The organism is Salinibacterium sp. SWN139 (assembly GCF_015864625.1).
Classification (GTDB): Bacteria; Actinomycetota; Actinomycetes; order Actinomycetales; family Microbacteriaceae; genus Rhodoglobus.
In genome coordinates, this window is record NZ_JADYWV010000002.1 from 813039 (window position 1) to 836220 (window position 23182).

20 protein-coding genes are annotated in these 23182 nt (G+C 59.0%); 1 reads left to right on the top strand and 19 read right to left on the bottom strand.

The window, feature by feature from the left end; translation table 11 throughout:
* Positions 1-14 precede the first annotated feature (14 nt).
* The 19 genes from dnaE to I6E74_RS09140 all read right to left on the bottom strand — a co-directional run bounded on the left by dnaE (position 15) and on the right by I6E74_RS09140 (position 21912).
* On the bottom strand, positions 15-3533 hold the full coding sequence (gene dnaE, locus I6E74_RS09050) for a DNA polymerase III subunit alpha (RefSeq protein WP_197124891.1): 3519 nt from the start codon (positions 3531-3533) through the stop codon (positions 15-17).
* Between the two features lie 67 nt (positions 3534-3600).
* Positions 3601-4521 (bottom strand): RluA family pseudouridine synthase, encoded by a 921-nt coding sequence (locus I6E74_RS09055; RefSeq protein ID WP_197124892.1) that lies wholly within the window; start codon positions 4519-4521, stop codon positions 3601-3603.
* A 141-nt stretch (positions 4522-4662) separates the two neighbouring features.
* Entirely contained in the window at positions 4663-5478 is an 816-nt protein-coding gene (locus I6E74_RS09060; protein WP_197124893.1) for a DivIVA domain-containing protein, read from the bottom strand.
* Between the two features lie 126 nt (positions 5479-5604).
* Complete coding sequence (locus I6E74_RS09065) at positions 5605-5898, bottom strand: YggT family protein (protein ID WP_197124895.1); 294 nt, start codon at positions 5896-5898, stop codon at positions 5605-5607.
* Between the two features lie 44 nt (positions 5899-5942).
* Positions 5943-6404, bottom strand: coding sequence for a cell division protein SepF (locus I6E74_RS09070; protein ID WP_197124897.1), 462 nt, complete (start codon positions 6402-6404; stop codon positions 5943-5945).
* A gap of 36 nt (positions 6405-6440) precedes the next feature.
* Positions 6441-7127, bottom strand: coding sequence for a YggS family pyridoxal phosphate-dependent enzyme (locus I6E74_RS09075; protein ID WP_197124899.1), 687 nt, complete (start codon positions 7125-7127; stop codon positions 6441-6443).
* 5 nt (positions 7128-7132) lie between these two features.
* The gene (ftsZ, locus tag I6E74_RS09080; protein ID WP_197124901.1) at positions 7133-8290 is read right to left on the bottom strand and encodes a cell division protein FtsZ; all 1158 of its coding nucleotides are present in this window, start codon (positions 8288-8290) and stop codon (positions 7133-7135) included.
* Between the two features lie 177 nt (positions 8291-8467).
* Positions 8468-9487 (bottom strand): FtsQ-type POTRA domain-containing protein, encoded by a 1020-nt coding sequence (locus tag I6E74_RS09085; RefSeq protein ID WP_307784436.1) that lies wholly within the window; start codon positions 9485-9487, stop codon positions 8468-8470.
* Positions 9474-10919: a UDP-N-acetylmuramate--L-alanine ligase gene (murC, locus tag I6E74_RS09090; RefSeq protein ID WP_197124905.1), complete on the bottom strand. Its 1446-nt coding sequence runs from the start codon at positions 10917-10919 to the stop codon at positions 9474-9476. Before murC ends, I6E74_RS09085 begins: the two co-directional genes overlap by 14 nt.
* The gene (locus tag I6E74_RS09095; protein WP_197124907.1) at positions 10916-12010 is read right to left on the bottom strand and encodes a glycosyltransferase; all 1095 of its coding nucleotides are present in this window, start codon (positions 12008-12010) and stop codon (positions 10916-10918) included. Before I6E74_RS09095 ends, murC begins: the two co-directional genes overlap by 4 nt.
* Entirely contained in the window at positions 12007-13320 is a 1314-nt protein-coding gene (gene ftsW / locus I6E74_RS09100) for a putative lipid II flippase FtsW (RefSeq protein WP_307784438.1), read from the bottom strand. Before ftsW ends, I6E74_RS09095 begins: the two co-directional genes overlap by 4 nt.
* Before the next feature lie 37 nt (positions 13321-13357).
* Positions 13358-14902 carry a UDP-N-acetylmuramoyl-L-alanine--D-glutamate ligase gene (gene murD / locus I6E74_RS09105; RefSeq protein WP_197124911.1) on the bottom strand — a complete coding sequence of 515 codons (1545 nt, stop codon included), beginning with the start codon at positions 14900-14902 and terminating at the stop codon, positions 13358-13360.
* Positions 14887-15984, bottom strand: a complete 1098-nt coding sequence (gene mraY, locus I6E74_RS09110; RefSeq protein WP_197124913.1) for a phospho-N-acetylmuramoyl-pentapeptide-transferase — start codon at positions 15982-15984, stop codon at positions 14887-14889. Before mraY ends, murD begins: the two co-directional genes overlap by 16 nt.
* Positions 15981-17384, bottom strand: a complete 1404-nt coding sequence (murF, locus tag I6E74_RS09115; RefSeq protein WP_197124915.1) for a UDP-N-acetylmuramoyl-tripeptide--D-alanyl-D-alanine ligase — start codon at positions 17382-17384, stop codon at positions 15981-15983. Before murF ends, mraY begins: the two co-directional genes overlap by 4 nt.
* 37 nt (positions 17385-17421) lie before the next feature.
* Entirely contained in the window at positions 17422-19155 is a 1734-nt protein-coding gene (locus I6E74_RS09120) for a penicillin-binding protein 2 (protein WP_197124917.1), read from the bottom strand.
* Positions 19156-19183: 28 nt separating this feature from the next.
* On the bottom strand, positions 19184-19804 hold the full coding sequence (locus tag I6E74_RS09125) for a hypothetical protein (RefSeq protein ID WP_197124919.1): 621 nt from the start codon (positions 19802-19804) through the stop codon (positions 19184-19186).
* Complete coding sequence (gene rsmH / locus I6E74_RS09130) at positions 19801-20754, bottom strand: 16S rRNA (cytosine(1402)-N(4))-methyltransferase RsmH (RefSeq protein WP_197124921.1); 954 nt, start codon at positions 20752-20754, stop codon at positions 19801-19803. The genes I6E74_RS09125 and rsmH overlap by 4 nt, the downstream gene beginning before the upstream one ends.
* A gap of 98 nt (positions 20755-20852) precedes the next feature.
* On the bottom strand, positions 20853-21284 hold the full coding sequence (mraZ, locus tag I6E74_RS09135; RefSeq protein ID WP_129071303.1) for a division/cell wall cluster transcriptional repressor MraZ: 432 nt from the start codon (positions 21282-21284) through the stop codon (positions 20853-20855).
* 244 nt (positions 21285-21528) lie between these two features.
* Positions 21529-21912 carry a DUF3040 domain-containing protein gene (locus I6E74_RS09140; protein ID WP_197124923.1) on the bottom strand — a complete coding sequence of 128 codons (384 nt, stop codon included), beginning with the start codon at positions 21910-21912 and terminating at the stop codon, positions 21529-21531.
* 73 nt (positions 21913-21985) lie between these two features.
* On the opposite strand from I6E74_RS09140, the gene I6E74_RS09145 reads away from it, so the two are divergent.
* Positions 21986-23104 carry a polyprenyl synthetase family protein gene (locus I6E74_RS09145; protein ID WP_197124925.1) on the top strand — a complete coding sequence of 373 codons (1119 nt, stop codon included), beginning with the start codon at positions 21986-21988 and terminating at the stop codon, positions 23102-23104.
* Positions 23105-23182: the final 78 nt, after the last annotated feature.

Below are 23182 nucleotides of genomic sequence, written 5' to 3' on the forward strand. Positions count from 1 at the left end.
CGTCACGCACGCCTCTAACCGAGGCAGCCTGGTCCGAGCAACGACTTCAGCTCTCCATAAAGATCCGCTGAGACCTTCACCCGGTACGGCAATTCAAAGACCCGAGCGACATCATCACGCACTAGTCGTAGTCGCACCTCGATAGTGCCGGAATGACGGATGAGAACCTCACCGAGTCCCGAGACGACGTCTGTCGTGGCTCGCTGTTCCTTCAGCGTCAGAACGATCGGACCTGATCCCAAACTCGCGCCAAGGTCGGGTGAGAACATGCTCACAGCATGCAAGTTCATTCCGTCGTCTCGAGCACTAGCTCGACCACGAACCACCACAATGGAGTCATTGACTAGCCCCGGCGCAAATTCTTGGTACGTCTTGCCCAGGAACATGACATCGATCTCACCGGCAAAGTCTTCGACGGTGACAATTCCGTACTGGTTGCCACTATTGCGAGCGACCCGGTGTTGCACACTCGTCACTAGTCCAGCGATCGAGACATGCTCGCCATCCGACACCACATCGCCCGAAAGCACTTCGGTGATCGTAAAGTCTTGATGTTTTGCCAGCTGGATCTCAAGGCCCGACAGCGGATGGTCAGAAACGTAGAGACCTAACATTTCGCGCTCGAAGGCAAGCTTGTCGCGCTTTGACCACTCGGGCCGTTCCGGAACGCCATCTTCGTCTTCGTTGAAGTCGAAAATGCCACCAAAGAGGTCAACCTGACCGTTGGCTTCGTTGCGTTTGAGGCTGACGGCGGAATCACACGCGTCTTCGTGGATCTCCAATAGACCGCGACGCGTCGCTCCGAGCGAGTCGAAGGCGCCAGATTTGATCAGTGACTCGACGGTTCGCTTATTCGCGACTTGGATCGACACCTTCCGCAGGAAGTCGTGGAACGACTCGAAACGTCCTTTATCGGTGCGCGCGCGAACGATTTGCTCCACGACGGCAGCACCGACGTTCCGTACGGCGCCAAGGCCGAAACGAATGTCGCCGGCCACAGCGGTGAAGTTGACAGTCGACTCGTTAACATCGGGGGCAAGAACCTTGATACCCATGCGACGGCACTCGCTCAGATACATCCCGAGCTTGTCTTTGGAGTCACCCACGCTGGTCAGCAGCGCTGCCATGTATTCGGCCGGATAGTTTGCTTTGAGATACGCCGTCCAGTAGCTGAGCACGCCATATCCGGCGCTGTGCGCCTTGTTGAAGGCGTAATCAGCAAAGGGCATCAGGGTTTCCCAGAGGACCTTTACAGCCTCTTTGCTGAAGCCGTTGTCGAGCATTCCGGTCTCGAAGCCGAGGAACTGCTTGTCGAGTTCTTCCTTCTTCTTCTTACCCATCGCTCGACGCAAAACGTCGGCTTGTCCGAGGGTGAAGCCTGCGACCTTCTGAGCCACCGACATCACTTGCTCTTGGTACACGATGAGGCCGAAGGTCGTGCCGAGAATATCCTTCAGCGGCTCTTCGAGTTCGGCGTGGATCGCGTCGATCTCTTCCAAGCCGTTCTTGCGCAGCGCGTACTTGGTGTGCGAGTTCATTCCCATGGGCCCCGGGCGGTACAGGGCAATCACGGCCGAAATATCTTCGAAGTTGGTGGGCTTCAGTTGCTTGAGCAGCGCACGCATGGGGCCACCGTCGAGCTGGAATACCCCAAGAGTGTCACCTCGCGCCAGCAGATCGTACGTCTTCTGGTCGGCATCGAGATCGAGGTCTTCAATGATCAGGGGTGAGCCAGTATTGGCTTCGATCATTTTGAGCGCGTCTTCGATCACCGTGAGGTTTCGAAGACCCAAGAAGTCCATCTTGATCAGGCCCAGGCTCTCCAACGGCGGCTGATCGAACTGGGTAATGATCGCGCCGTCATCTTCGCGGCGCATGATGGGCAACACATCGAGCAAGGGTTCAGCGGACAGCACGACGCCGGCAGCGTGAACGCCCCACTGCCGTTTCAGTCCTTCAAGACCAACCGCGGTTTCAAAGACTTTCGCAGCTTCGTGATCGGTGTCCAAGATGCCGCGGATGTCGGCGGCTTCTTTGTAGCGTGCCGCATCTTTGTTGCGCACATCTCCGAGGGAAATGTCTTTTCCCATGATGGCTGGGGGCATCGCCTTCGTCAGCTTCTCGCCGACCGAGTACGGCATTCCGAGCACGCGAGCCGAGTCTTTGAGAGCTTGCTTAGCTTTGATCGTTCCGTAGGTGACGATCTGGGCCACGCGGTCGTCACCGTACTTGTCGGTGACATAACGGATGACTTCACCACGGCGCCGGTCGTCAAAGTCGACGTCGACGTCGGGCATCGATACGCGCTCAGGGTTGAGGAAGCGCTCGAAAATAAGTCCGTGGGCAAGAGGGTCCAGCTCCGTGATTCCCACGGCATAGGACGCCATCGACCCAGCAGCAGATCCACGCCCCGGTCCTACGCGAATGCCCTGCGACTTAGCCCATTCAATGAAGTCTGCGACCACCAAGAAGTAGCCGGGGAACCCCATCTGCTGAATGACATCGACCTCGTACTTGGCTTGTGCAAGGTGCGCGTCGGACGGTGCGTTATTGAACCGTTTGTTCATGCCACGGGCGACTTCTTTTTCGAACCAGGTCGCTTCGGTCTCCCCCTCGGGAACGGGGAAGCGAGGCATGAGGTCGCGGCCCTCGAAGCTGATTTCACTGCGCTCGGCGATGAGCAGAGTGTTGTCGCAGGCTTCAGGATGCTCGCGGAACAGTGACCGCATCTCCGCAGCAGTTTTGAGATAGAACTCATTCGAGTCGAACTTGAACCGGTTGGGGTCGTCGAGCGTTGATGCTGATTGCACGCACAGGAGCGCGGCGTGCGCCGTGGCATCGTGAGCGTGCGTGTAATGCAAGTCGTTCGTTGCCAGCAGAGGCATATCGAGCTCTTTAGCGAGCTTCAGAAGATCGAGCATTGTGCGGCGCTCGATATCGATGCCGTGATCCATGATCTCGGCGAAAAAGTTTTCTTTGCCGAAAATGTCTTGGAACTCAGCCGCGGCGATTTTCGCCTCGTCGTACAGTCCCAGGCGGAGCTTCGTCTGGACCTCGCCACCGACACAGCCGGTTGTGGCGGTTATGCCCTTGGAGTACTCGCTCAGAAGCTCGCGGTCCATTCGAGGCTTGAAATAAAAACCTTCAATAGATGCTCGTGACGACAGCCGAAAGAGGTTGTGCATGCCTTCGTTGTTCTGGGCGAGCAACGTCATGTGGGTGTAAGCACCACTACCACCGACGTCATCACGAGTCTGGTGGCTACCGCCCCAACGCACCCGCGTCTTATCTCTTCGCGACGTGCCAGGGGTGACGTATGCCTCTGTGCCGATAATGGGCTTGATACCGCGTGCTGTCGCCTGTTTCCAGAAGTCGTAAGCGCCGAACATGTTGCCATGGTCGGTGATAGCGATCGCGGGCATGCCCTGCTCTACAGCGGCATCCAGCAGCGGACCGACGCGAGCCGCTCCGTCGAGCATCGAGTACTCACTATGAACGTGCAAATGCACAAACGAGTCGTTATTGGCAGCCAAAGACACTCCGAATTCTTTCGAAATCCAGCCTAAGCCAGCGAGCCGACGAGACTATAACTGACGCGCCCTAGTCAGCTCGAAGCACCTCAAGTGCTGCCTGAAGGTCAGCCGGATACGGCGACTCGAACGAGACTTGTTCGCCCGTTGCAGGATGCGCGAAACCGAGCTTGTGGGCATGCAGCCACTGGCGGGTTAGCCCCAGCCGCGACGAAATCGTGGGGTCTGCGCCGTACATGGTGTCCCCAACACAGGGATGCCGTTGCGCGGCCATATGAACACGGATCTGATGCGTGCGCCCTGTCTCAAGGTGCACCTCAACCAGAGCCGCAGACGGGAACGCTTCTAAGGTTTCGTAGTGGGTAATCGAATCTTTGCCGCCCGAGACCACTGCAAACTTCCAGCTGGAGCCCGGATGACGCCCGATCGGCGCATCGATGGTGCCGGCGAGCGGGTCAGGGTGCCCCTGCACGACAGAGTGATAGATCTTGCTGACCTCACGGTCATGGAATGCACGCTTGAGTTCGGTGTAGGCGAGCTCAGACTTCGCGACAACCATCAGACCACTTGTTCCAGCATCCAGACGGTGAACGACTCCGGCACGCTCCGCAGCGCCCGAGGTCGAAATGCGGTAGCCCGCACCGGCTAGTGCGCCAAGCACCGTAACGCCATCCCAGCCAATTGACGGGTGGGCGGCCACTCCCGCTGGCTTATCGACAACAACAATGTGCTCGTCGTCGTAGATGATGCCAAGAGAGTCAAGAACTACGGGAACGATCTGGGGCTCGGTTTTGGAAACCCACGATACTTCGAGCCAGGAACCATCAACAAGGCGGTCAGACTTACCGACGGCAACACCATCCATCGTCACCCCGCCGCCTGCGGCTACCTCAGCGGCGAAGGTGCGAGAGAAACCCAGCAGTTTGGCGAGAGCTGCGTCGACGCGCTGCCCCGCAAGGCCCTCAGGAACCGGCAAGCTTCGGGTTTCCATGATGCTCCTTGATAGTGATGCGCTTAAACGGACGTGTCGCACGCCCCCAGCATGGCTGGGTTAGGTGCGAACACAGCAAAAGCCGCCAGCGGCGGCGGAGCCGAAGCTCTCACCGACCGACTGACGGCCATTGCAGAAAAACTAGCTACCGGAGAATCCCGAGAAGCTGGCGGGAGGCTGCTGTGCCGACTGGGGCGCAGAGAAATCTTCCGGAGTCAAGTGACCAGAAGGCTGCGACGCCGGAGCCTGGCCCTGCTGAGCTGCGGAACCACCAGCGGTGACGAGACTCGAAGAATCGAGTTCGTGAAGCTGGCCCTCAATGTAGCTCTTGAGCTTCTCACGGTACTCACGCTCGAAGCTGCGGAGGGACTCGATGCGCCCCTCAAGAGCTTCACGTTCGCGTTCGAGAGTGCCGATCTGCTCGCGCTGCTGCGCTTCAGCCTCAGCAACGAGTTCTGCGGCTGTGGCCTTGCTGGCAGCGACGACCTCGGCGGCAGATGCCTTGCCCTCAGCGAGGATTTCAGCAGCGGATGCCTGACCCTCAGCAATAAGAGCGTCACGCTTCTGAACGCCCTCACGGACGTGCTCTTCGTGCAGGCGTCGTGCAAGCTGAAGAAGATTATTGGTGCTGCTCGCGTCGTCTAGAACCGACGAAGCCGGCTCTATAGCAGCGGGTGCAGCAGGAGCTGGCGCGCTTTCGATGGCGGCGGGTGCCGGAGCGGCAATCGCTGCAGGAGCAGCAGCAGCGGGAGCGCTGCTCGCGTTTTGCTGAAGTTCAGTTGCACGAGCCTCTGCAGCGCTCAAGCGCTGACGAAGCTCGTCGTTCTCTTGGTTAAGACGGCGCAACTCAACAACAACCTCGTCGAGGAAGTCATCGACATCATCTTGGTCGTATCCCTCGCGGAATTTTGTTGATTCAAACCGCTTGTTGACCACGTCTTCTGGAGTCAAAGCCATTTCCGCCACCTCTAACACTTTCTTTCAACGTATACACAACGTTCAACGTTCGCATCACATCGTAGTAACGAAACCTGATTAGTTGCCGCATGCTCTCCGATAAGACTACATCTGTAGCGGCTAGTTCTAAAAGCCCCGCAAAATGGAGGTAAGGATGATGCATACGAGCATGACCAGCATCCACGATAAATCGAGCGCTCCGTTGCCGATTCGAATCATCGGGACAACTTTGCGGACCGCTTTGATCGGAGGATCAGTGATCGTGTACACAAGCTCAGAAAGAACCAGCCCAACGCCGCTCGGGCGCCATCCTCGAGCGAAGACGACTACGAGGTCGAGAATGAACCGAGCCCACATCGCGAACATGAACAAAGTGATGGCGTAATAAGCCACCAGGGCGATAACAGAAACGGGATTCACCCCTCTAGATTAGCGGGCTTCACATTGCCCGCCGTGCAGTGCGGCTACTGAGCGAAGAAGGAAGCGTCAACGTCAGACTCAACTTCAGCCTGTTCGCCGCTCACGGCAACGTGTGCCGGAGAGAGCAAGAAGACCTTGCTGGTGACGCGCTCGATCTTGCCGTAGAGACCCTGCGAGAGTCCACTGGCGAAGTCCACGAGACGGCGAGCATCCGGCTCGCTCATCTGTGACAGGTTGATGATTACCGGGATACCCTCGCGGAAGTTCTCAGCGATGAGCTGGGCATCCTTGTACTGGCGCGGGTGCACCGTCAAAATCTCGTTCATCTCTGCCTCCGCAGTGCTGGGTGCAGCGCGACGCAACGGCGTAACCGGGGCACGGTTAGAACTCGCTGGTGCGGGTGCTGCTGCAACAGGGGCAACCGGCGCGGCTGGTCCCTGCTCGTACTCGTAGTCCTCATCGGCGAGGCCGAGGTAGACCATTGTCTTGCGCAGTGGGTTGGCCATGATAATCCTCCGAATGGTGAAGCTTCTGCTTCGAGATTAACCATGGTCGGGTCGTTTTCCCGTGATTGCCGTGCCAATTCGTAGGTGTGTCGCGCCTTCGGCAATAGCCTCGGCGAAGTCTCCCGACATGCCCATAGACAGCGCTGCGGCCGCTGGATGGTTCAGCTGTACGCGCTCGGACAGCCCCCGCAGAGCGGCGAAGGCAGGCTTCGGGTCGCCGTCTAGTGGCGCGACACCCATGAGGCCACGGAGCCGCAACCCGGGCGCCGCCGCTACTCGGTCCGCAAAGCCTTCAAGTTCGGCTGGCACTACTCCACCGCGACCGGAATCGTCCGTGAGGTTGACCTGGACAAAAACGTCGAGCGCGCTTTCTGCGTGGTCACTGGCCAGCGCGGTGATCAAGGAATCGCGATCCACAGAATGCACCGCTTGGCAGTACGCGCGCACTTGACGTGCTTTCTTGCTCTGCAATTGACCGACAAAGCTCCAGCGCAAATCAAGGTCAGCCAACTCGGCCGCTTTGGGCTGCGCTTCCTGGTGACGATTCTCACCGACGTCGCGAACGCCCAATCCGTGCAGCTCTCGAACGAGGCTCGCCGGATGGAACTTGGTGATCACGATGCGCGTAATCGACGACAGGTCGCGGGATGCCGAGCGTGCGGCATCCGCGATCCTGTCGTCGACCTCTGCGAGTCGTTCGCCTAACGGGGTCAGGTCGACCATCGCGCCTATTTCAGGAAGTCAGGAACGTCGAGATCGTTGTCGTTCTCGTCGTCGTCATCGAAACTGCGGTCGATCGGTGTTGCGGGAACTGCGCTCGGCTGCGACTTCCAATCGGTGTCTTTGCTCGGCGTCTTTTCCTCTGCTGCGATGTGCTCAGCCGGCGGCTCAGGAACAACGTAGTTGGTGCGGCGACCCTCAACAGGCTTGGCGGAAGGTTCCCCACCGTCGAAGCCAGCAGCGATCACTGTGACACGAACCTCGTCGCCCAGAGTGTCGTCAATCACGGCACCGAAGATGATGTTGGCCTCGCGGTGAACAGCTTCTTGAACGAGGCGAGCGGCGTCGTTGATCTCGAAGATACCGAGGTTTGATCCACCCTGGATCGACAACAGCACTCCGTGCGCGCCATCGATGCTGGCTTCAAGCAGCGGTGATGCCACAGCAAGTTCTGCCGCTTTTATGGCCCGGTCGGCCCCGCGTGATGAGCCAATACCCATCAGTGCGGAACCGGCACCCTGCATGACCGACTTGACGTCGGCGAAGTCGAGGTTGATCAGACCAGGGGTCGTAATGAGGTCTGTGATGCCTTGAACGCCGGCAAGAAGAACCTGGTCGGCGGTCGAGAACGCTTCGAGCATGCTGATGCCGCGATCGCTGATCTCGAGAAGGCGGTCATTGGGAACAACGATGAGGGTGTCGACCTCATTCTTGAGAGTCTCCACTCCGATCTCTGCCTGAGACGAACGGCGTTTGCCCTCGAAGCCGAAGGGCTTCGTGACAACACCAATCGTAAGTGCGCCAATCGACTTAGCGATGCGGGCGACGACGGGAGCACCACCGGTGCCCGTTCCACCACCCTCACCAGCGGTAACAAAGACCATGTCGGCGCCGGCAAGCGCCTCTTCGATCTCTTCAGCGTGATCTTCGGCAGCACGACGGCCAACCTCAGGATCGGCGCCGGCTCCAAGTCCGCGCGTGAGTTCGCGACCGACGTCAAGCTTGACGTCTGCATCGCTCATGAGCAGCGCCTGGGCGTCGGTATTGATCGCAATAAACTCGACGCCTCGCAGGCCGAGCTCGATCATCCGGTTGACAGCGTTCACGCCACCGCCACCGATGCCGACTACCTTGATGACTGCGAGGTAGTTCTGGTTTGATGTCACTTTTCGGCCTCCACTGGAAACTATCAACCTCGACTTGAGGTTTAAAGTTATGCTCAGTATGTATTTCTTTTGTTGAGAGTATGCGGACAGCACCCCACACGGATGCACAACAGGCCGCGTGTCGGAAAGTGTTCTGGCAATTAGCGGCCTTGCCGCACGCTCAGCGCTCGCGAAGAGCTAGCTGGGACGGAAAATGCCATTGCTGGGAGCCGACACGTCGAACTCGCCCGCTTCGTCCGACGATCGAGTAGAGATAAGTGCTTCGAGCAAAGCTGCCTTTTCGTCCGAATCGCTAGCGCTGCCCCACACCACACGCTGACCGACTCCAGTCAACACAAAGGACACGTCATCCTTGGTAGTCGCAGAAACGCTTTCGACCCGCGCTCGAAGCTCCGTTGGCAGAGATAACAAAACCTCCGTCGCCGCGGTAAAGGCGGAACTCGAGACATCCGCTCCCCCGATATCGATCAGCGGCACTCCGGGAATCCGTTCTGCTGATTCCTGAATGGTGATGCCAGCGGGATCGACCAACGTGAAGACTCCGTCGATCTTTACTGACCCGATCGGTTCACGTTCAACGATGTGCACGAGCAGAGTATCGGGCGGCACAATTTCGGTGACATAGCTGCGGATCAACGGAAAGACCGACAGTTCTTCGTTGATGGCGTCGAAGTCCAGGAGCGCGAGCGGCGTTCCCTGTTGGGTTTCGACGGCAGCTTGAACCTCAGCGGGATCGATGCGGTCCGTGCCGTCAACCACTACCGTGCGCAGCGCCAGAATCGGCGAAAACACAGCGACCGCAATCAGAGCGAGCAACACCACGACGAGCCCCGAAATGGAGAGCCACACAAACTTGCGAGTACGAGCGCGGCGCGTGAAACGGCGAAGCTCCGCTTTCTCCGCACGCTTGCGAGCTCGCGCAGCACGACGAAGCTGTCGCTTTGCGTGAGCTTCAGGATTGGGTTCTTTGCGCTGCTTTGTGGGGCGCGGACGCGCCTCGGCCGTGGGCTTCGGCGCTGCGGTGGGCTTCGGCGCTGCGGTGGGCTTCGCTTCGGGGTTCGCTACGGACGGACCGGGCTTCAGCACGCGGGCGGATGTGTTGTCTTTCTCAGGCTGCGGTGAACGCTTCCAGCGAGACTTCGCCGGAAGCGGATCCGGCTGAGCAGCAGACTTATCGAACCCTTCAGGCCTCTTCACTCGGCACCTGATCTGCGACCGTCTCGGATGCCGTGACAACAGGATAACGATCGATCGCTGCGACAAGCTGCGGGATGATGCGGTAAACATCGCCACAGCTCAGAGTCATGACAATGTCACCCTCCCGAGCAATCTCAGCGACGCGTTGCGCCGCCAACTCCCAGTCGGGCTGGTAGTCAACCCGCGAAGGATCGACAAAACCAGATGAGACGAGTTCTCCGGTGACACCGGGAATTGGGTCCTCACGCGCACCGAACACTCCGAGAACAACGGTGTGGTCTGCCAAGCGTTCGTAAACCTCGGCAAATTCGGGCGCCATGTCACGAGTGCGGCTGAAGAGATGCGGTTGGTGCACAGCGATCAGCCGGCCGTTGCCCAACACACTGCGGGCGCCGCTGAGGGCTGCTTCGACTTCGGTGGGGTGATGAGCGTAGTCGTCGTACACGCTCACTCCATCGACAACAGCATGCAACTCGAAACGGCGCTGCGTCCCCGCAAAAGTGGAAACTGCGTCAATAGCGGCTCCCAGTTCGTGACCAAGACCGATCAGCACAGCGATAGCGCCTGCAGCGTTGAGAGCGTTGTGGTGCCCCGGAACAGCGAGTTGCACCCGCTCTTCGCGACCGTCAACCACGACGGTGAACGCCACGGGCCCGAGAGACGTGACGGAATGGATGCGCACGGTGGCGTCATCCGCCTCACCAAACGTCACCACATTGTCGTGTGTGAGTCGCTTGGTCACACGAATCGCGCCAGCATCATCGCTGGAAACGACGACGGCTTCAGTAGCACGCGAAGCAAAATCGACAAAAGCATCATCGAAGGCCTCGTGGGAGCCGTAGTGGTCGAGGTGATCTGCATCAACATTGGTGATCAACGCTACTGCTGTGGCGTAAAGCAAAAATGAACCATCGGACTCATCGGCTTCGACCACAAATAAATCATCGGTCCCTGAGCCCGAACTGGTGCCAAGACCCTGAATCACTCCGCCATTCACAAAGCTCGGCGACGTGCCAAGCTCGCGCAGCGCAGTGATAATCATCCCGGTCGACGTTGTCTTGCCATGAGCACCCGCAACGGCAACTAAGCGGGTCGATCCCACTAACCAAGCAAGGGCTTGAGAACGGTGCAAGACAGGGATGCCACGCTCAACCGCAGCGAGGTACTCGGGATTATCGGGCCAGAGCGCGCCCGTGTACACCAGAGCTTCCGCATCTCCGAGGTGAGTGGCGTCATGGCCGATCGAGATCTTTGCACCCGCTGCGTTCAGCGATGCGGTGTTTGCGTTCGCCGCCTTGTCGGAGCCGGTAACCGTGATTCCGGCATCCAAGAACATGCGCGCGATTCCGCTCATGCCTGCGCCACCGACACCAACGAAGTGCGCCGAACGCAGTGGTCCGGGCAACGGCATAGACAAGTCAGGAAAGATCATGATGTCAATGGTAGATCGCGGTCGAGGGCCAGATGGACGAGCTCGAGCATGCGGTCAGTTCCATCGAGTGAACCAACGCTGGAGGCGCGGGCGGCCATGTCTGCGATCAAGGCACGCTTGCGCAACATCGGAACGAGGTTGGAATTGACCCATTCAGGCACAAAGTTGGAATCCATAACAAGAATTGCGGCACCAGCCTCTACAGCCGTTCGAGCGTTGAACTTCTGCTCACCATTGCCAACAGGGTAGGGAACATAAATAGCGGGAACGCCGAGCCCCGTTAGTTCGGCGACAGTCGATGTGCCCGCCCGCGCAATCGCGAGGTCGGCCGCCGCGAGGGCGAGCTCCATGCGGTCGCAGTACTTGACGACTACATAGCCAGAGAGCTGCTGATCATCCACAGCGTCCCGATACTCCCCCGTGATGTGCAGCACTTGCCAGCCCGCGCCCAAAATGCGCGTGATCGAAGCAGAAATGGTGTCGTTGATGCGCTTGGCTCCCGAAGAACCACCGGTCACGAGAAGCGTCGGCTTCTTAGGGTCAAGACCGAAAAAGCTGTCGGCCTCGGTGCGTGCCGCAAACCGATCGAGCTTCTCGATTTCGGCCCGCAGCGGCATCCCCACGACAACACCGCCACGAATTGGCGTGCGATCGAAAGCGGTGCCGACAAACTTCGTAAAAAAGGAACCAAGACGGTTCGCGATTCCCGGGCGGCTATTGGCCTCATGAATGACAAGGGGAACTCCCGCCTTGCGCGCACCCAAATATGCCGGAGCCGCAACGTAGCCACCAAAGCCGACGACAACATCCACGCCGCGCTCGGCAATGATCGCGACAACCTCATCGACAGTGGAGCGCAGTCGCGCCGGAAACTTCAACGCCGCCCGGTTCGGGCGACGCGGAAATGGAAGCTTCGCAATCGTCAGCAATTCAAAGCCGCGGGCAGGGACCAAACGAGCCTCTAACCCTTCCTCCGTGCCCAAAATCAGCACTTCGGCTTCGGGTTCACTCCAGCGAATACGTTCGGCTACGGCGAGAAGCGGATTCACGTGGCCAGCGGTTCCTCCGCCGGCAAGAAGGTAAGTAGTCATCGGCGTCCTCGTGCTCGATTTGCCGCCAGCATGCGGGAGCGATCTGCTGCAGTCTGAACGGGTGCCGCTGTCGGCACCGCCGTTGGGGCGGATGTTGGTTGAGCTGCGGGTCCAGAGGGTCGGGGCTTCGACTGTGCGGCCTTGTGGTCCGATCTCGCGAACGACAACACGATCCCGATAGCCAACAGGGTCGCGATGAGCGCAGATCCGCCCGTTGATATCAGCGGTAACGGCACACCAAGCACGGGAAGAACTCCCAGCACCACCGCAAAATTTACGAACGCCTGGCCGACCGTCCACACCATGACACCAGCGGTCGCGATGCGAACGAAGCTGTCGTTAGTGGTGCGGATGATGCGGATAAAAGCGATTGCCAAGACAACGAACAACAGCAGAACAACGATCGCGCCGATCAGACCGAGTTCCTCACCGATGATCGCGAAAATATAGTCGTTGTCAGCGTGAGGCAACCAGCCGCGCTTGGCGACCGAGTTGCCAAGACCGCGACCAAAGAGACCGCCGCCGGCGAGAGCCCAATACGCGTGATCGATTTGCCAGCACGAGTCCTGATAGTCGAGCTCGGTGCATCCGTTCAACCAGATATCAATTCGCGAGGTACGAGAAGCACTAGTGGTGGCGAACAGCAGCGCCCCGACAACGACGGCAAGGAGACCGATCGACAGGAACTTCAACCGCACGCCGGCGAAGAAAAGGCACGCGAAGACGATGAGAAGCATGATGGATGCTGTTCCCAAGTCATTGCCGATAAGCACAAATCCGATAGCCGCACCGGCAACGGGCACGACGGGCAGTACGACTTGGCGCCAGTCACTAAGGACGTCTTGCTTGGTGGACAGTACCGCGGCCACCCAAATAATGATGGCGACCTTCACGAACTCAGATGGTTGTGCGCTGAACGATCCGATTTGAATCCAGTTTTGGTTACCTCCGTACTCCAAACCGATACCGGGAACGAAAACGAGAAGCTGCAAGATCGCGCCAAGCACAAGCCCCGGGAACGCCCACCGCTTCCAGAATCTTGTCGGTGCGCGTGACGCGATGAGCATCAGCGGGATGCCCAAAAGCGCGAACAATCCCTGACGCAAGAAGCTACCAAAGAAGCCTTGGTCTGCGGCGTATGACTCGACCGATGACGATGAGAGCACCATCACAAGCCCAAAAATCACCAGGAAGAGCGTTGTTCCCAAGAGCAGAAAAAAGTTGCTCGATTCCCCCGAAAAAATGCGCTTGACCGGGACGCGTGCGGCAACAGGCTCCTTCGACTTTGATGCGGAGCCAGCGGCGGCCACGGCAGGCTGTGAAGGCTGAGGATCGTCGTTGGACCCGCTACTCGGCCGCTGGGGTCGGTGTGGTCGCTGAGGAGGCGTCATCGTCGTTCCCTCCTACTCGTTCGAGCACTGCTGCTGCGAACTTGTCTCCGCGATCTGCGTAACTTGTGAATTGATCCATGGATGCTGCCGCTGGCGCTAACAAGACGGTGTCGCCTTCGGTAGCGATTCCGTGCGCCATCTCGACGGCACGGGACATCACGTGATTAGTGTCAGTCGCGTCAACCTCGAAGACCGGAATCTGCGGCGCGTGTCGCTGGAATGCGGCCTGTATTGCCAGCCTGTCGTTACCAATGACGATTGCAGCTTTGAGCCTCGGAGCGTGTTTTTCGATCAAGGGCGCAACATCGATTCCCTTGAGCAGGCCACCCAGAATCCACACGACAGGGTCGGCTGCAGAAAGCGAAGCACTCGCCGCGTGCGAATTAGTGGCCTTGGAATCGTTGATCCACGTCACTCCCCCACTGACGAGCACGACCTGATTACGGTGGCCATCGATTTCGAAACTAGCTACGCCCTCACGCACTGCTTCGATACTCACCCCGGCGGCTCGAGTGAGTGCACTCGCCGCAAGAATGTTGGCGACCATGTGCGGCGCCGCGAGGTTGCGCTGGCGCAGCTCGTCAAGCGTGAAAAGTTCGAGGGCAGCGTTGTGGCGGTCATCGCCGAACGCGCGGTCAGCTAGCAGGTCGCTGACAATACCGAAGTCGCTGGGACCCGGCGTATCGAGTCCGAAACCGATTGCACGGCATCCGTCGACCACTTCAGCATTTTCGACCATGGCCAGCGTCTCGGGCACCGCGCGATTGTAAACCGCGGCAATCTTCGTGTTGGCGTACACGGTCGCTTTTGCGTGCGCGTATGCCTCACGGGAACCGTGCCAATCGAGATGGTCGTCGGCAAAATTGAGACAGACGCTCGCGAGCGGTGAGATCGCACCAGCGCCCTCGCGCGGCATCCCGTGAAGTTGAAAACTCGAGAGCTCAACGACGAGAAAGTCAAAGCCATCGGGGTATCGAATCGCGTCGAGCACTGGAATCCCGATGTTGCCGACGGCCCCAGCCCGGAAACCGGCCGTTGTCAGAATGTGGGCGGTCAGTTGCGCCGTGGTCGTTTTGCCGTTGGTGCCGGTGATAGCAATCCATTCAGCAGGGGTACCCGTTTTGTCGCGCAGGCGCCAGGCGAGTTCAATCTCAGTCCACATCGGAACAGTGTTCGTGCGGCACCACTCCACGAGGACATGATCAAGCGGATAGCCAGGCGAGACGATGACGACGTCTGGGGCATGCGCGGTGATCGCAGCGAGCTGGTCGTCAGTGCTGCCGCCGATCGCCAGCTCGGCACCGATGACCTTCGCCATTTCAACGCGGTTGTCGGATGCCGCATCCGCGATCACGAGAACCCGAGCCTTGAGTTCGGTGAGGGTGTCGGCCGCTGAGAAGCCAGTCGCCCCCAGCCCGAGGACTGCGACGCTCAGTTCGCTCCAGGCCGAGTTCCAGCTGGTGAATGAGTTGAAATCGCGCACGACTACTGATTGATCCATTCCAGATAGAAGGTTCCGACGCCGGCCGCGACGAAGAGCGCAGCAATAAGCCAGAAACGCACCACAACAGTCACTTCTGCCCAACCTTTGAGCTCGAAGTGATGATGCAGCGGACTCATGAGGAAAATACGTTTACCGCCGGTGATCTTGAAGTAAGCACGTTGCAGAATCACGGAACCGGTAACGATAAGGAAGAGTCCACCGATCAGGATAAGCAACAGCTCGGTGCGGCTCATGATCGCGAGAGCAGCGAGGGCGCCTCCGAGACTAAGTGAACCTGTGTCGCCCATGAAGACCTGTGCCGGCGAGGTATTCCACCAGAGGAAGCCGATAAGCGCGCCGACGATCGCTGCGGCGATGATGGCGAGGTCAAGCGGGTCGCGGACCTCGTAGCACTTGTAGAGCACTTCACGATCGATGCTGGGGTTGCTGCACGACTGATTGGCTTGCCAAAACCCGATGACGATGTAGGACGCGATCGCGAAGATCGCTGACCCGGTCGCGAGGCCGTCAAGACCGTCGGCAACGTTCACACCGTTCGACGTGCTGACGATGATCAAAGTCACCCAGATGGCGAACAAAATAGCACCGATAACTACGCCGAAAGTGGCGAGGTCGAGCCAATTGATGTCCCGCAATCCCGAAATCTTTGAGGATGCTGGCGTGAGTCCGCCAGGATCAGGGAAGTTGAGGGCGAGGGCCGCGAAACCCGCGGCGACGATGACCTGGCCAGCAACCTTTGACCAACCGCCAAGGCCTAGGCTTCGCTGTTTGCGAGTCTTCATGAAGTCATCGATGAAGCCGATGACGCCGAGACCCACCATGAGGTAGATCACGAGAAGCCCGGAAAGAGTTACGGGCTCACTAGCAACCCAGTGTCCGACGAAATAACCGATCGTCGAGCCCAAAATGAAGACGATTCCGCCCATCGTGGGAGTGCCACGCTTGGTGTGATGGCTCTCGGGACCATCGTCACGAATGAACTGGCCCCATTTCAAGCGCACAAAGAGCTTGATGAACAGCGGGGTAAGCAGCAGCGTAAAGAAGAGCGAGAAGCCAGCAGCGACAAGGAGCGCGATCATGCGGTCACCCCGGCGATCCGATCGCCCAAGTGTCGCAAGCCAGCAGAGTTCGACGATTTCACCAACACGACGTCGCCCTCTCGCAGTTCTTCACGCAGCACAGCGTATGCCTCTTCGACGCTATCCACGAGGACCGACTCTCCATCCCACGAACCTTCGAGGCCCGCAGCATTATGGATATGACGAGCTGCGTGACCGACCACAATGAGCTTCTGCACGTTCAATCGCACGATCAACCGACCGATACGGTCATGCTCGTCATTCGCATAATCTCCGAGTTCAGCAAGCTCCCCCAACACCGCAACGGAGCGATTTTCGGGGCCAACGATCTGAACGAGCGTCTTGAGCGCGGCCGCCATCGAGTCAGGGCTCGCGTTGTACGCGTCATTGATGACTGTGATGCCACCGGGCGCCTCCAACAGTTCCATTCGCCAACGTTCCGCGCGTTCGATGGACTGCAACGCCTCAACCGCGCGAGCAGGGTCTACCCCCACAGCGCGTGCTGCCGAAATCGCGGCCAACGCGTTGGTGACGTGGTGTTCGCCGAGAATACGCAACTGCACCGGAATCGTCTCGCCGCCGATGTGTAGCCCAAAAGCGGTGCCGTGAGCAGTCGCCTGAATATCGTCAGCCCACACCGCAGCACTCGAATCGAGGCCGAAGAGGACGACCTTAGCCTGCGTCTGCTGCGCCATAGCCTTCACGCGACCGTCATCACCGTTCAATACCGCAGTCGCGGTCGACGGCAAATGGGAAACCATCTCAGACTTTGCTTGGGCCGTGACTGCGGCATCCCCAAATTTGCCGATGTGAGCCAAGCCGACCATCAGGACAATACCGACATCGGGCACGACGATCGACTGAAGGCGCGTGATGTCGCCGAGACCATCTGCCCCCATCTCGACAACAAGAAACTTCGTGGAATCGGTGACGTTGAGCATCGTGATGGGCGCACCGACGTCATTATTGAACGAGCCCTCAGGGGCAACCGTTTCGCCTTGGCGCTCCAAAATCGCGCGCAACATGTTCTTCGTCGTCGTTTTGCCGTTGGAACCGGTTACCGCAACAACTTGGAGATCACCTTTGCTGCGCACAAAAGCAACGACAGTGCGTGCGAGAGCGTGGAGAGCCGCTACCCCATCCGCCACAATGATCTGCGGAACCTCGAGCTCGAGCGGTCGTTCAGCGATCACGAGCGCTGCGCCATTTTCCACTGCCTTGGCAGCAAAGAGATGACCATCAGTGCTTTCGCCCCGCAGAGCAAAGAAAATGGAGCCCGGAGTATTGAGACGCGAATCAGTCTGCACGCTGCTCGCAGGGAGGCGTTGCTGACCGTCACTGCCATCACGGAGTTCTCCGTTGACGGCGGTGGCAATCTCGGCAATGCTCAGTTCGATCACGTGATGTGCTCCAGGGGTAGTTGACGCGGGGGGAAGCTCACCAACGCAACGGCAGATCCGGTCCCGCAGTGTTTGACGGGGTTACACGGTAAGTGGTGAGCGTTTGGGCCATAATGTCGCGGAACGTCGAGGCAATGGCGCCGGAATATATGCTATCCGGGATCCCGGCTGTCGCGATCACAATGTACTCAGGGTCGTCTGCTGGGGCGAGGCCGGCGTAGGAAATTACTACGTCGCCGCCGTAGGCACCGTTTTCGGCGACCTGGGCCGTTCCACTCTTCACCGCGACCCGGTAACCGGGAATCTGAAGATTCGGAGCCGAACCACTCGAGCTGTACACCATCTCCATCATTTGGAGAGTCTGATCAGCAGCCGTCTCGGAAATAACCCGAATGCCTTCGGTGGACGGAGTATCGGTGACTGTGCCGTCAGGCCATTCGCATCCCTCCACGAGCACGGGGGGAAGGCGAACGCCATCGTTACCGAGAGCTTGGTAGGCGCTCGCCATCTGAATGGATGTCGTGCTCAGTCCCTGCCCGAATTGAACCGCGTAGTTGGTGCGCGCGTCCCAATCCTTGGCTTCATAGAGCGTGCCGCTCGATTCACCGTTGAAATCGATCCCGGTCTCTTCGCCAAGCCCGAAGGCCTGCAGGTAGTCGTGGCGAGACGCCGCGTCAAGTAGGTCCGTGTATTGCGCGATCGCCGTGTTCGATGACTCAACGAGAGCGCCCGCAAGGGTCAGCCGCTGGTCTTCGTGATAGAAGGAATCGCTGATCGTTCCGCCACCGTTTGTCAGTTCAAGCGCATACGGCGAGACAACTTGCGTTTGCTGGTTGGCAACTCCAGCGTCGATCAACGAGGCAGCAGTCAACGCCTTCACCGTCGAACCAGGCTCATAAGGCGTGCTGAATGCTCGCGAACCCAAAGCGCCACGATCAGCGAGGTCGACATTGTTGGGGTCCACGGTCGGCCAGTCGCTAACCGCAAGAAGGTGAGCATCGCTGACGCGCATCACGACACCCGTTGCCCACGTAGCGCCGAGCGACTCCGCGGTCTGCGCCATCCGCTGCTGAACGTAGAACTGAAGATCTCGGTCGATTGTCAGCGTGAGCGTGCCACCGTCCTGCGGTTCGATCGATTCCACCGAGCTTCCGGGCAACGCGACGCCATCTTCACCGCGCGCGTAACTCGCTTCAACGTCTTGGCCTGCGAGGCACTCATCGCCCGTCAGCTCGACGCCAGCCTGAGGGCCGTCTGTACCGATGAATCCCACAAGGTTACCGGCGATTTCGCCGTTCGGATAGCTGCGTTCTGGGCTCAGCTCGTAGTAAAGCCACGTGATGTCTAACTCGCCAACGGCCTGATACTGCTCGAGAGTGATGCCCTTCGCCAAGTACTCGAAGTCGGATTCCGGGTTGTCCAGAATCATGGCGAGAAGTTCATCGGGATCTCCCCCAATGATGTCCGTGATCTTCGTCAAGTCCTCAAGCACCACCACAGAAGCATTCTCACGCAGAAGAGTCACCCGTGGCGAGATGACGACATCGAAACGCTCAACGCTGTCAGCGAGCACTGCACCATTCGTATCGACGATGTCGCCGCGAGTTCCGTAGGTCACCTGGGTCAGCGTTCGCTTGGTGTCCGCCTCCGCATTGAGCGTTTCGGCCTGGACGATCTGCAGGTCAACAAGACGAACAACAAAAATGCCGGTCAAGACGACGATTGTGAGGATGACAAAGGCCACTCGCGCGCGAGTTGAGCGTGGTTTCATCGAGTCTCCCCCAGAAGGTTCATCTCAATCATCGCGTGACAGGAGCAGGAATAGCGTTATTCGCAGGCTCTGGCGCGGCGGTAGCCGACTCCGTCGCAGCAGCTCCCGAGGCAGTAGCAGTAGCCGTCGTCGCGGCGGACGCCGCAGCAGTCTTTGCCGCCGCAGCGGCAGCCGCCGTCTCCGCGCTCACGAGCGGAACGTCGGTAAGAAGAGTGTTGCCGACAAGGCCACAGCTGCCACCGCATCCGGTCGGATCTGCGCTTCCAGGAAGTCGGAAGACAGAACCGTCAGAAATGTTCAACGAATACGGTGTCGCATTGGGCACCATGCCAAACCCAGCCGCCTGAGCAGCAAGATTTTGAGATGACGACTGCAATGAAAGGGACTCGAGCAAGCTCTGCTCTGTGCGGATAAGCACCTTCTGCTCATACTGCAAAGAGTCAATTTGGTACGCACCCTGAGTCACCACAATGCTGAGCAGGAGTTGCGCAGCAAGGATCACGAAAAAGCTTGCGACCGTAACCACCGCGTACAGCATGCGCGGTCGAGCTTTGCGCTGAGCTTTCGTCGTAACGATCTCGATGTGAGACGGACGCGCGGTCGGCTGGTGAAGCGGCAGTGGCTGAGCGTGAGCGAGGTTAGTGCTCATGAGATGACTCGCATTCGTTCTATCGCTCGCAGTCGAACGGGCTTTGCTCGGGGGTTAAGGGCTTGTTCTGCTTCGCTGGCTTGCTCTGATCCGCGAACAAGCAGCTTGAGTTCCGGCTTGTGCTCGGGAAGCTCAATGGGAAGTCCGGCCGGAGCGGTGGACTTGGCGCGTCGTTGTAGCTCGCGCTTGACGATGCGGTCTTCCAGCGACTGATACGCCAACACGACCATCCGTCCGCCGAGGGCGAGGGAGTCGACAGCGGCGGGAATCGCCCGTTCGAGAACCGACAGCTCTTGGTTCACTTCGATGCGCAACGCCTGAAACACACGCTTGGCAGGATGTCCCGCACGCTGGGCCGCCGCGGGAGTGGCGGCAATGACGAGCTCCACTAATTGAGCGGATGTCGTCAGCGGCTGCTGTTCGCGGAACTGCACGATGCGACTAGCAAATCGCGGCGCAAGTTTTTCGTCGCCGTAGGCGTAGAAGATGCGACGGAGTTCGAGCTCGCTGTACGTGGCGAGGATGTGCTCGGCGGTGACCGGTGTCGAGGCATCCATGCGCATATCTAGCGGAGCATCTTGAGAATAGGAGAATCCGCGCTCAACACGGTCGAGTTGAAGGGATGAGACTCCGAGGTCGAAAAAGATGCCTTCGACTGACGTGATTCCCAACGAATCGAGTGCCTGCGGAATTTCGTCGTAGACAGCATGAACAAAGTGCGTGCGGCTAGCGAAAGGCTCAAGCCGACGTCGAGCGATAGCAAGAGCGTCCTCGTCTCTGTCAATGCCCACGAGTGTGAGGCCGGGGAACCGCTGGAGGAATGCCTCCGCATGTCCGGCCATCCCGAGGGTTCCGTCGACGAGAACTGCTCCCGGTGCGTTCAGCGCTGGAGCGAGCAACTCAATCGAGCGCTCAAGGAGTACTGGGGTGTGAATGGTGTTGTCAGCCATGGTGTTAGGGCTAGTTCTCAGATGCTGATCCCCATCCGACTCGACCTGATATCGGGGAAGAAAATCAGGGCGTTCGGCTGGGAGTCAGCGTCGAAGAGCTAGAAGAGTCCCGGAATCACCTCCTCGGTGGTATTGACGAAATCGGCCTCGGTGGCCTCGTAGTAGTTGTTCCAGGCCTCGGTGTCCCAGATTTCAGCGCGATTACCCGCGCCAATCACAGTCAGATCGCGTCCCAGCCCGGCGTACTCGCGTAGCCCAGCGGGGATCGTTACCCGGTGCTGCTTGTCAGGCGTCTCTTGGTTAGCGCCAGACAGAAAGAGACGCAAAAAATCGCGACCCTGCTTGCTCGTGACCGGCGCCTTGCGAATCGCTTCGTGCATTACTTCAAACTCGCGCTGGCTGAACACGTAGAGGCAGCGCTCTTGGCCACGAGTGACCACAACGCCCGATGCGAGTTCCTCGCGAAACTTCGCCGGCAGGATGATGCGGCCCTTGTCGTCGAGCTTGGGGGCGTAGGTGCCTAGAAACACGGCGCCCTCCCCTCAATCTCCGGCCCGGATTCTGGTTGCCTCCACTTTACTCCACTTTCAACCACATATCTAAGGTTTCTCGGCAAACTGCGTAAAAGTTATCCACAGAGCCCAGCAATTACAAGGAATTTTGGGGTGGAGGAAAATGGAGCAAAAATGACCGATTGTGGGTCGTCAACCCCAATCAGGGCACAAAAAAAGGACCAGCCCGAAGGCTGGTCCTTGAAAGTGGAGGGAGTGGGAGTTAGCTATTGCCGTCCTGGCGGCGATCCCAACGCTGGTTGATCGTGTCCATAAACGAGGTGCCGCGCTTAGCCGAGCGGCCAGACGAGGCAGATGACGGTTCAGGTATTTCGTCGGCGTCTCCGGCACGGGGTGGCGCTACGAAAAGCAAAACACCAACAAACATGACGACGAACCCAAGCACGCCGACAAGAGGCTGCTGGATGATGACACCCGTCAGTAACGCAATGATTCCGGCGACCCCGACAAGCACGCCGACAACCATCATTCGATAGTTGGGCTTACCTTTGCGGGGGCTGACTGCGCTGACGAAGTCGGCATCGTTTTGATAGAGGCTGCGCTCCATCTCGTCGAGGGCCCGCTGCTCTTGCTCTGAAAGCGGCATTCCGTTCCCCTCTCTCTGGGATTCACGGCTAGATCTCTATAGTACGCCCCCATTCACTAGGTAGGCTAGACGGGTGCCTGAGAGTAACCAGTTAGTTGACCTTGTCCAGCTGAAAATCGACGAATTTCTCACCGAGAAGCGCGATGAACTTAATGCGATCGCTCCCGAATTGACAGCCCTCACCGACGTCGGTGGTGGGCTTCTCTCGGGCGGCAAGCGTTTTCGGGCGCTGTTCTGTTACTGGGGATGGCAATCAGTCGCCGGTCTCTCCTCTTCTGACGACCCATTCGCTGAGAACTCCGCGAGTAAAGACCTCACGGGTGTGTTGCTTTCGGCATCCGCCCTCGAGCTCTTCCACGCGGCAGCACTCGTGCACGACGACATTATGGATCGCTCCGACACCCGCCGCGGTGCGCCTTCCGCTCATCGCCGCTTCGAAAAAATGCACATCGACGGCGGATGGAGTGGCAATGCCGAAGCATACGGAGAATCATCCGCACTCCTGCTCGGAGATTTGCTCTTGGGCTGGAGCGACGAGCTCTTAGGGCGCGGTATCGCTACGCTCCCCCGCCCCTCAGCTCTGGCGGCGCGCAAAGAATTCATGACGATGCGCACAGAAGTCATGGCTGGGCAGTTTTTAGACATCCACGATGAAAGCGCGTGGGCAAGCTACCCCGAGTCAGAAGCCCTCGACCGTGCGCAGCGTGTCTTAATCTACAAGTCTGCGAAGTACAGCGTTGAGGCCCCGCTCGCGCTCGGCGCCAGTTTGGGTGCCGGCACCGACGAGCAAATGGCTGCGCTCCGCAGCTTCGGGCTTCCCCTTGGCGTTGCGTTCCAATTGCGCGATGACGTGCTCGGCATTTTCGGAGATCCCGAAGTGACGGGCAAGCCCGCCGGCGACGACCTGCGCGAAGGCAAGCGCACAGCAATCATTGCGATCGCTCGCGAAAAACTCTCGACCAGCGCCAACGCCATCCTGGACGAGCTGCTTGGTGACCCCGATCTCAGCGATGAGCAAGTGAACATGATTCGTTCAACGCTCGAAGAGTCTGGTGCTGTCGCAAAGGTAGAGAAGGTTATCGCCCGCAACCTTGAACGCGCGTGTGAGGCAATCGAGACAGCAAACCTCGCGCCGACAGCGCGTGCCCGCCTCCTCGAATTGGCCGAAGCCGCTACAACGCGATCGTTCTAGGGTGCTAGTGAGCTCGCGCGATTACAGCGCTGGGTGCCATAGAGTGTGGCCGACCGTGCACTAGTGCGCTGCCGCGCT

Bases quoted from the DNA above. Each gene is read 5' to 3' on its own strand.
- I6E74_RS09120 (WP_197124917.1), bottom strand. From the start codon at position 19,155: ATGAAACCACGCTCAACTCGCGCGCGAGTGGCCTTTGTCATCCTCACA.
- rsmH (WP_197124921.1), bottom strand. From the start codon at position 20,754: ATGGCTGACAACACCATTCACACCCCAGTACTCCTTGAGCGCTCGATT.
- I6E74_RS09060 (WP_197124893.1), bottom strand. From the start codon at position 5,478: ATGGCTTTGACTCCAGAAGACGTGGTCAACAAGCGGTTTGAATCAACA.
- murD (WP_197124911.1), bottom strand. From the start codon at position 14,902: ATGGATCAATCAGTAGTCGTGCGCGATTTCAACTCATTCACCAGCTGG.
- I6E74_RS09070 (WP_197124897.1), bottom strand. From the start codon at position 6,404: ATGGCCAACCCACTGCGCAAGACAATGGTCTACCTCGGCCTCGCCGAT.
- I6E74_RS09125 (WP_197124919.1), bottom strand. From the start codon at position 19,804: ATGAGCACTAACCTCGCTCACGCTCAGCCACTGCCGCTTCACCAGCCG.
- mraY (WP_197124913.1), bottom strand. From the start codon at position 15,984: ATGATCGCGCTCCTTGTCGCTGCTGGCTTCTCGCTCTTCTTTACGCTG.
- murC (WP_197124905.1), bottom strand. From the start codon at position 10,919: ATGATCTTTCCTGACTTGTCTATGCCGTTGCCCGGACCACTGCGTTCG.
- I6E74_RS09075 (WP_197124899.1), bottom strand. From the start codon at position 7,127: ATGGTCGACCTGACCCCGTTAGGCGAACGACTCGCAGAGGTCGACGAC.
- I6E74_RS09095 (WP_197124907.1), bottom strand. From the start codon at position 12,010: ATGACTACTTACCTTCTTGCCGGCGGAGGAACCGCTGGCCACGTGAAT.
- I6E74_RS09055 (WP_197124892.1), bottom strand. From the start codon at position 4,521: ATGGAAACCCGAAGCTTGCCGGTTCCTGAGGGCCTTGCGGGGCAGCGC.
- I6E74_RS09140 (WP_197124923.1), bottom strand. From the start codon at position 21,912: ATGCCGCTTTCAGAGCAAGAGCAGCGGGCCCTCGACGAGATGGAGCGC.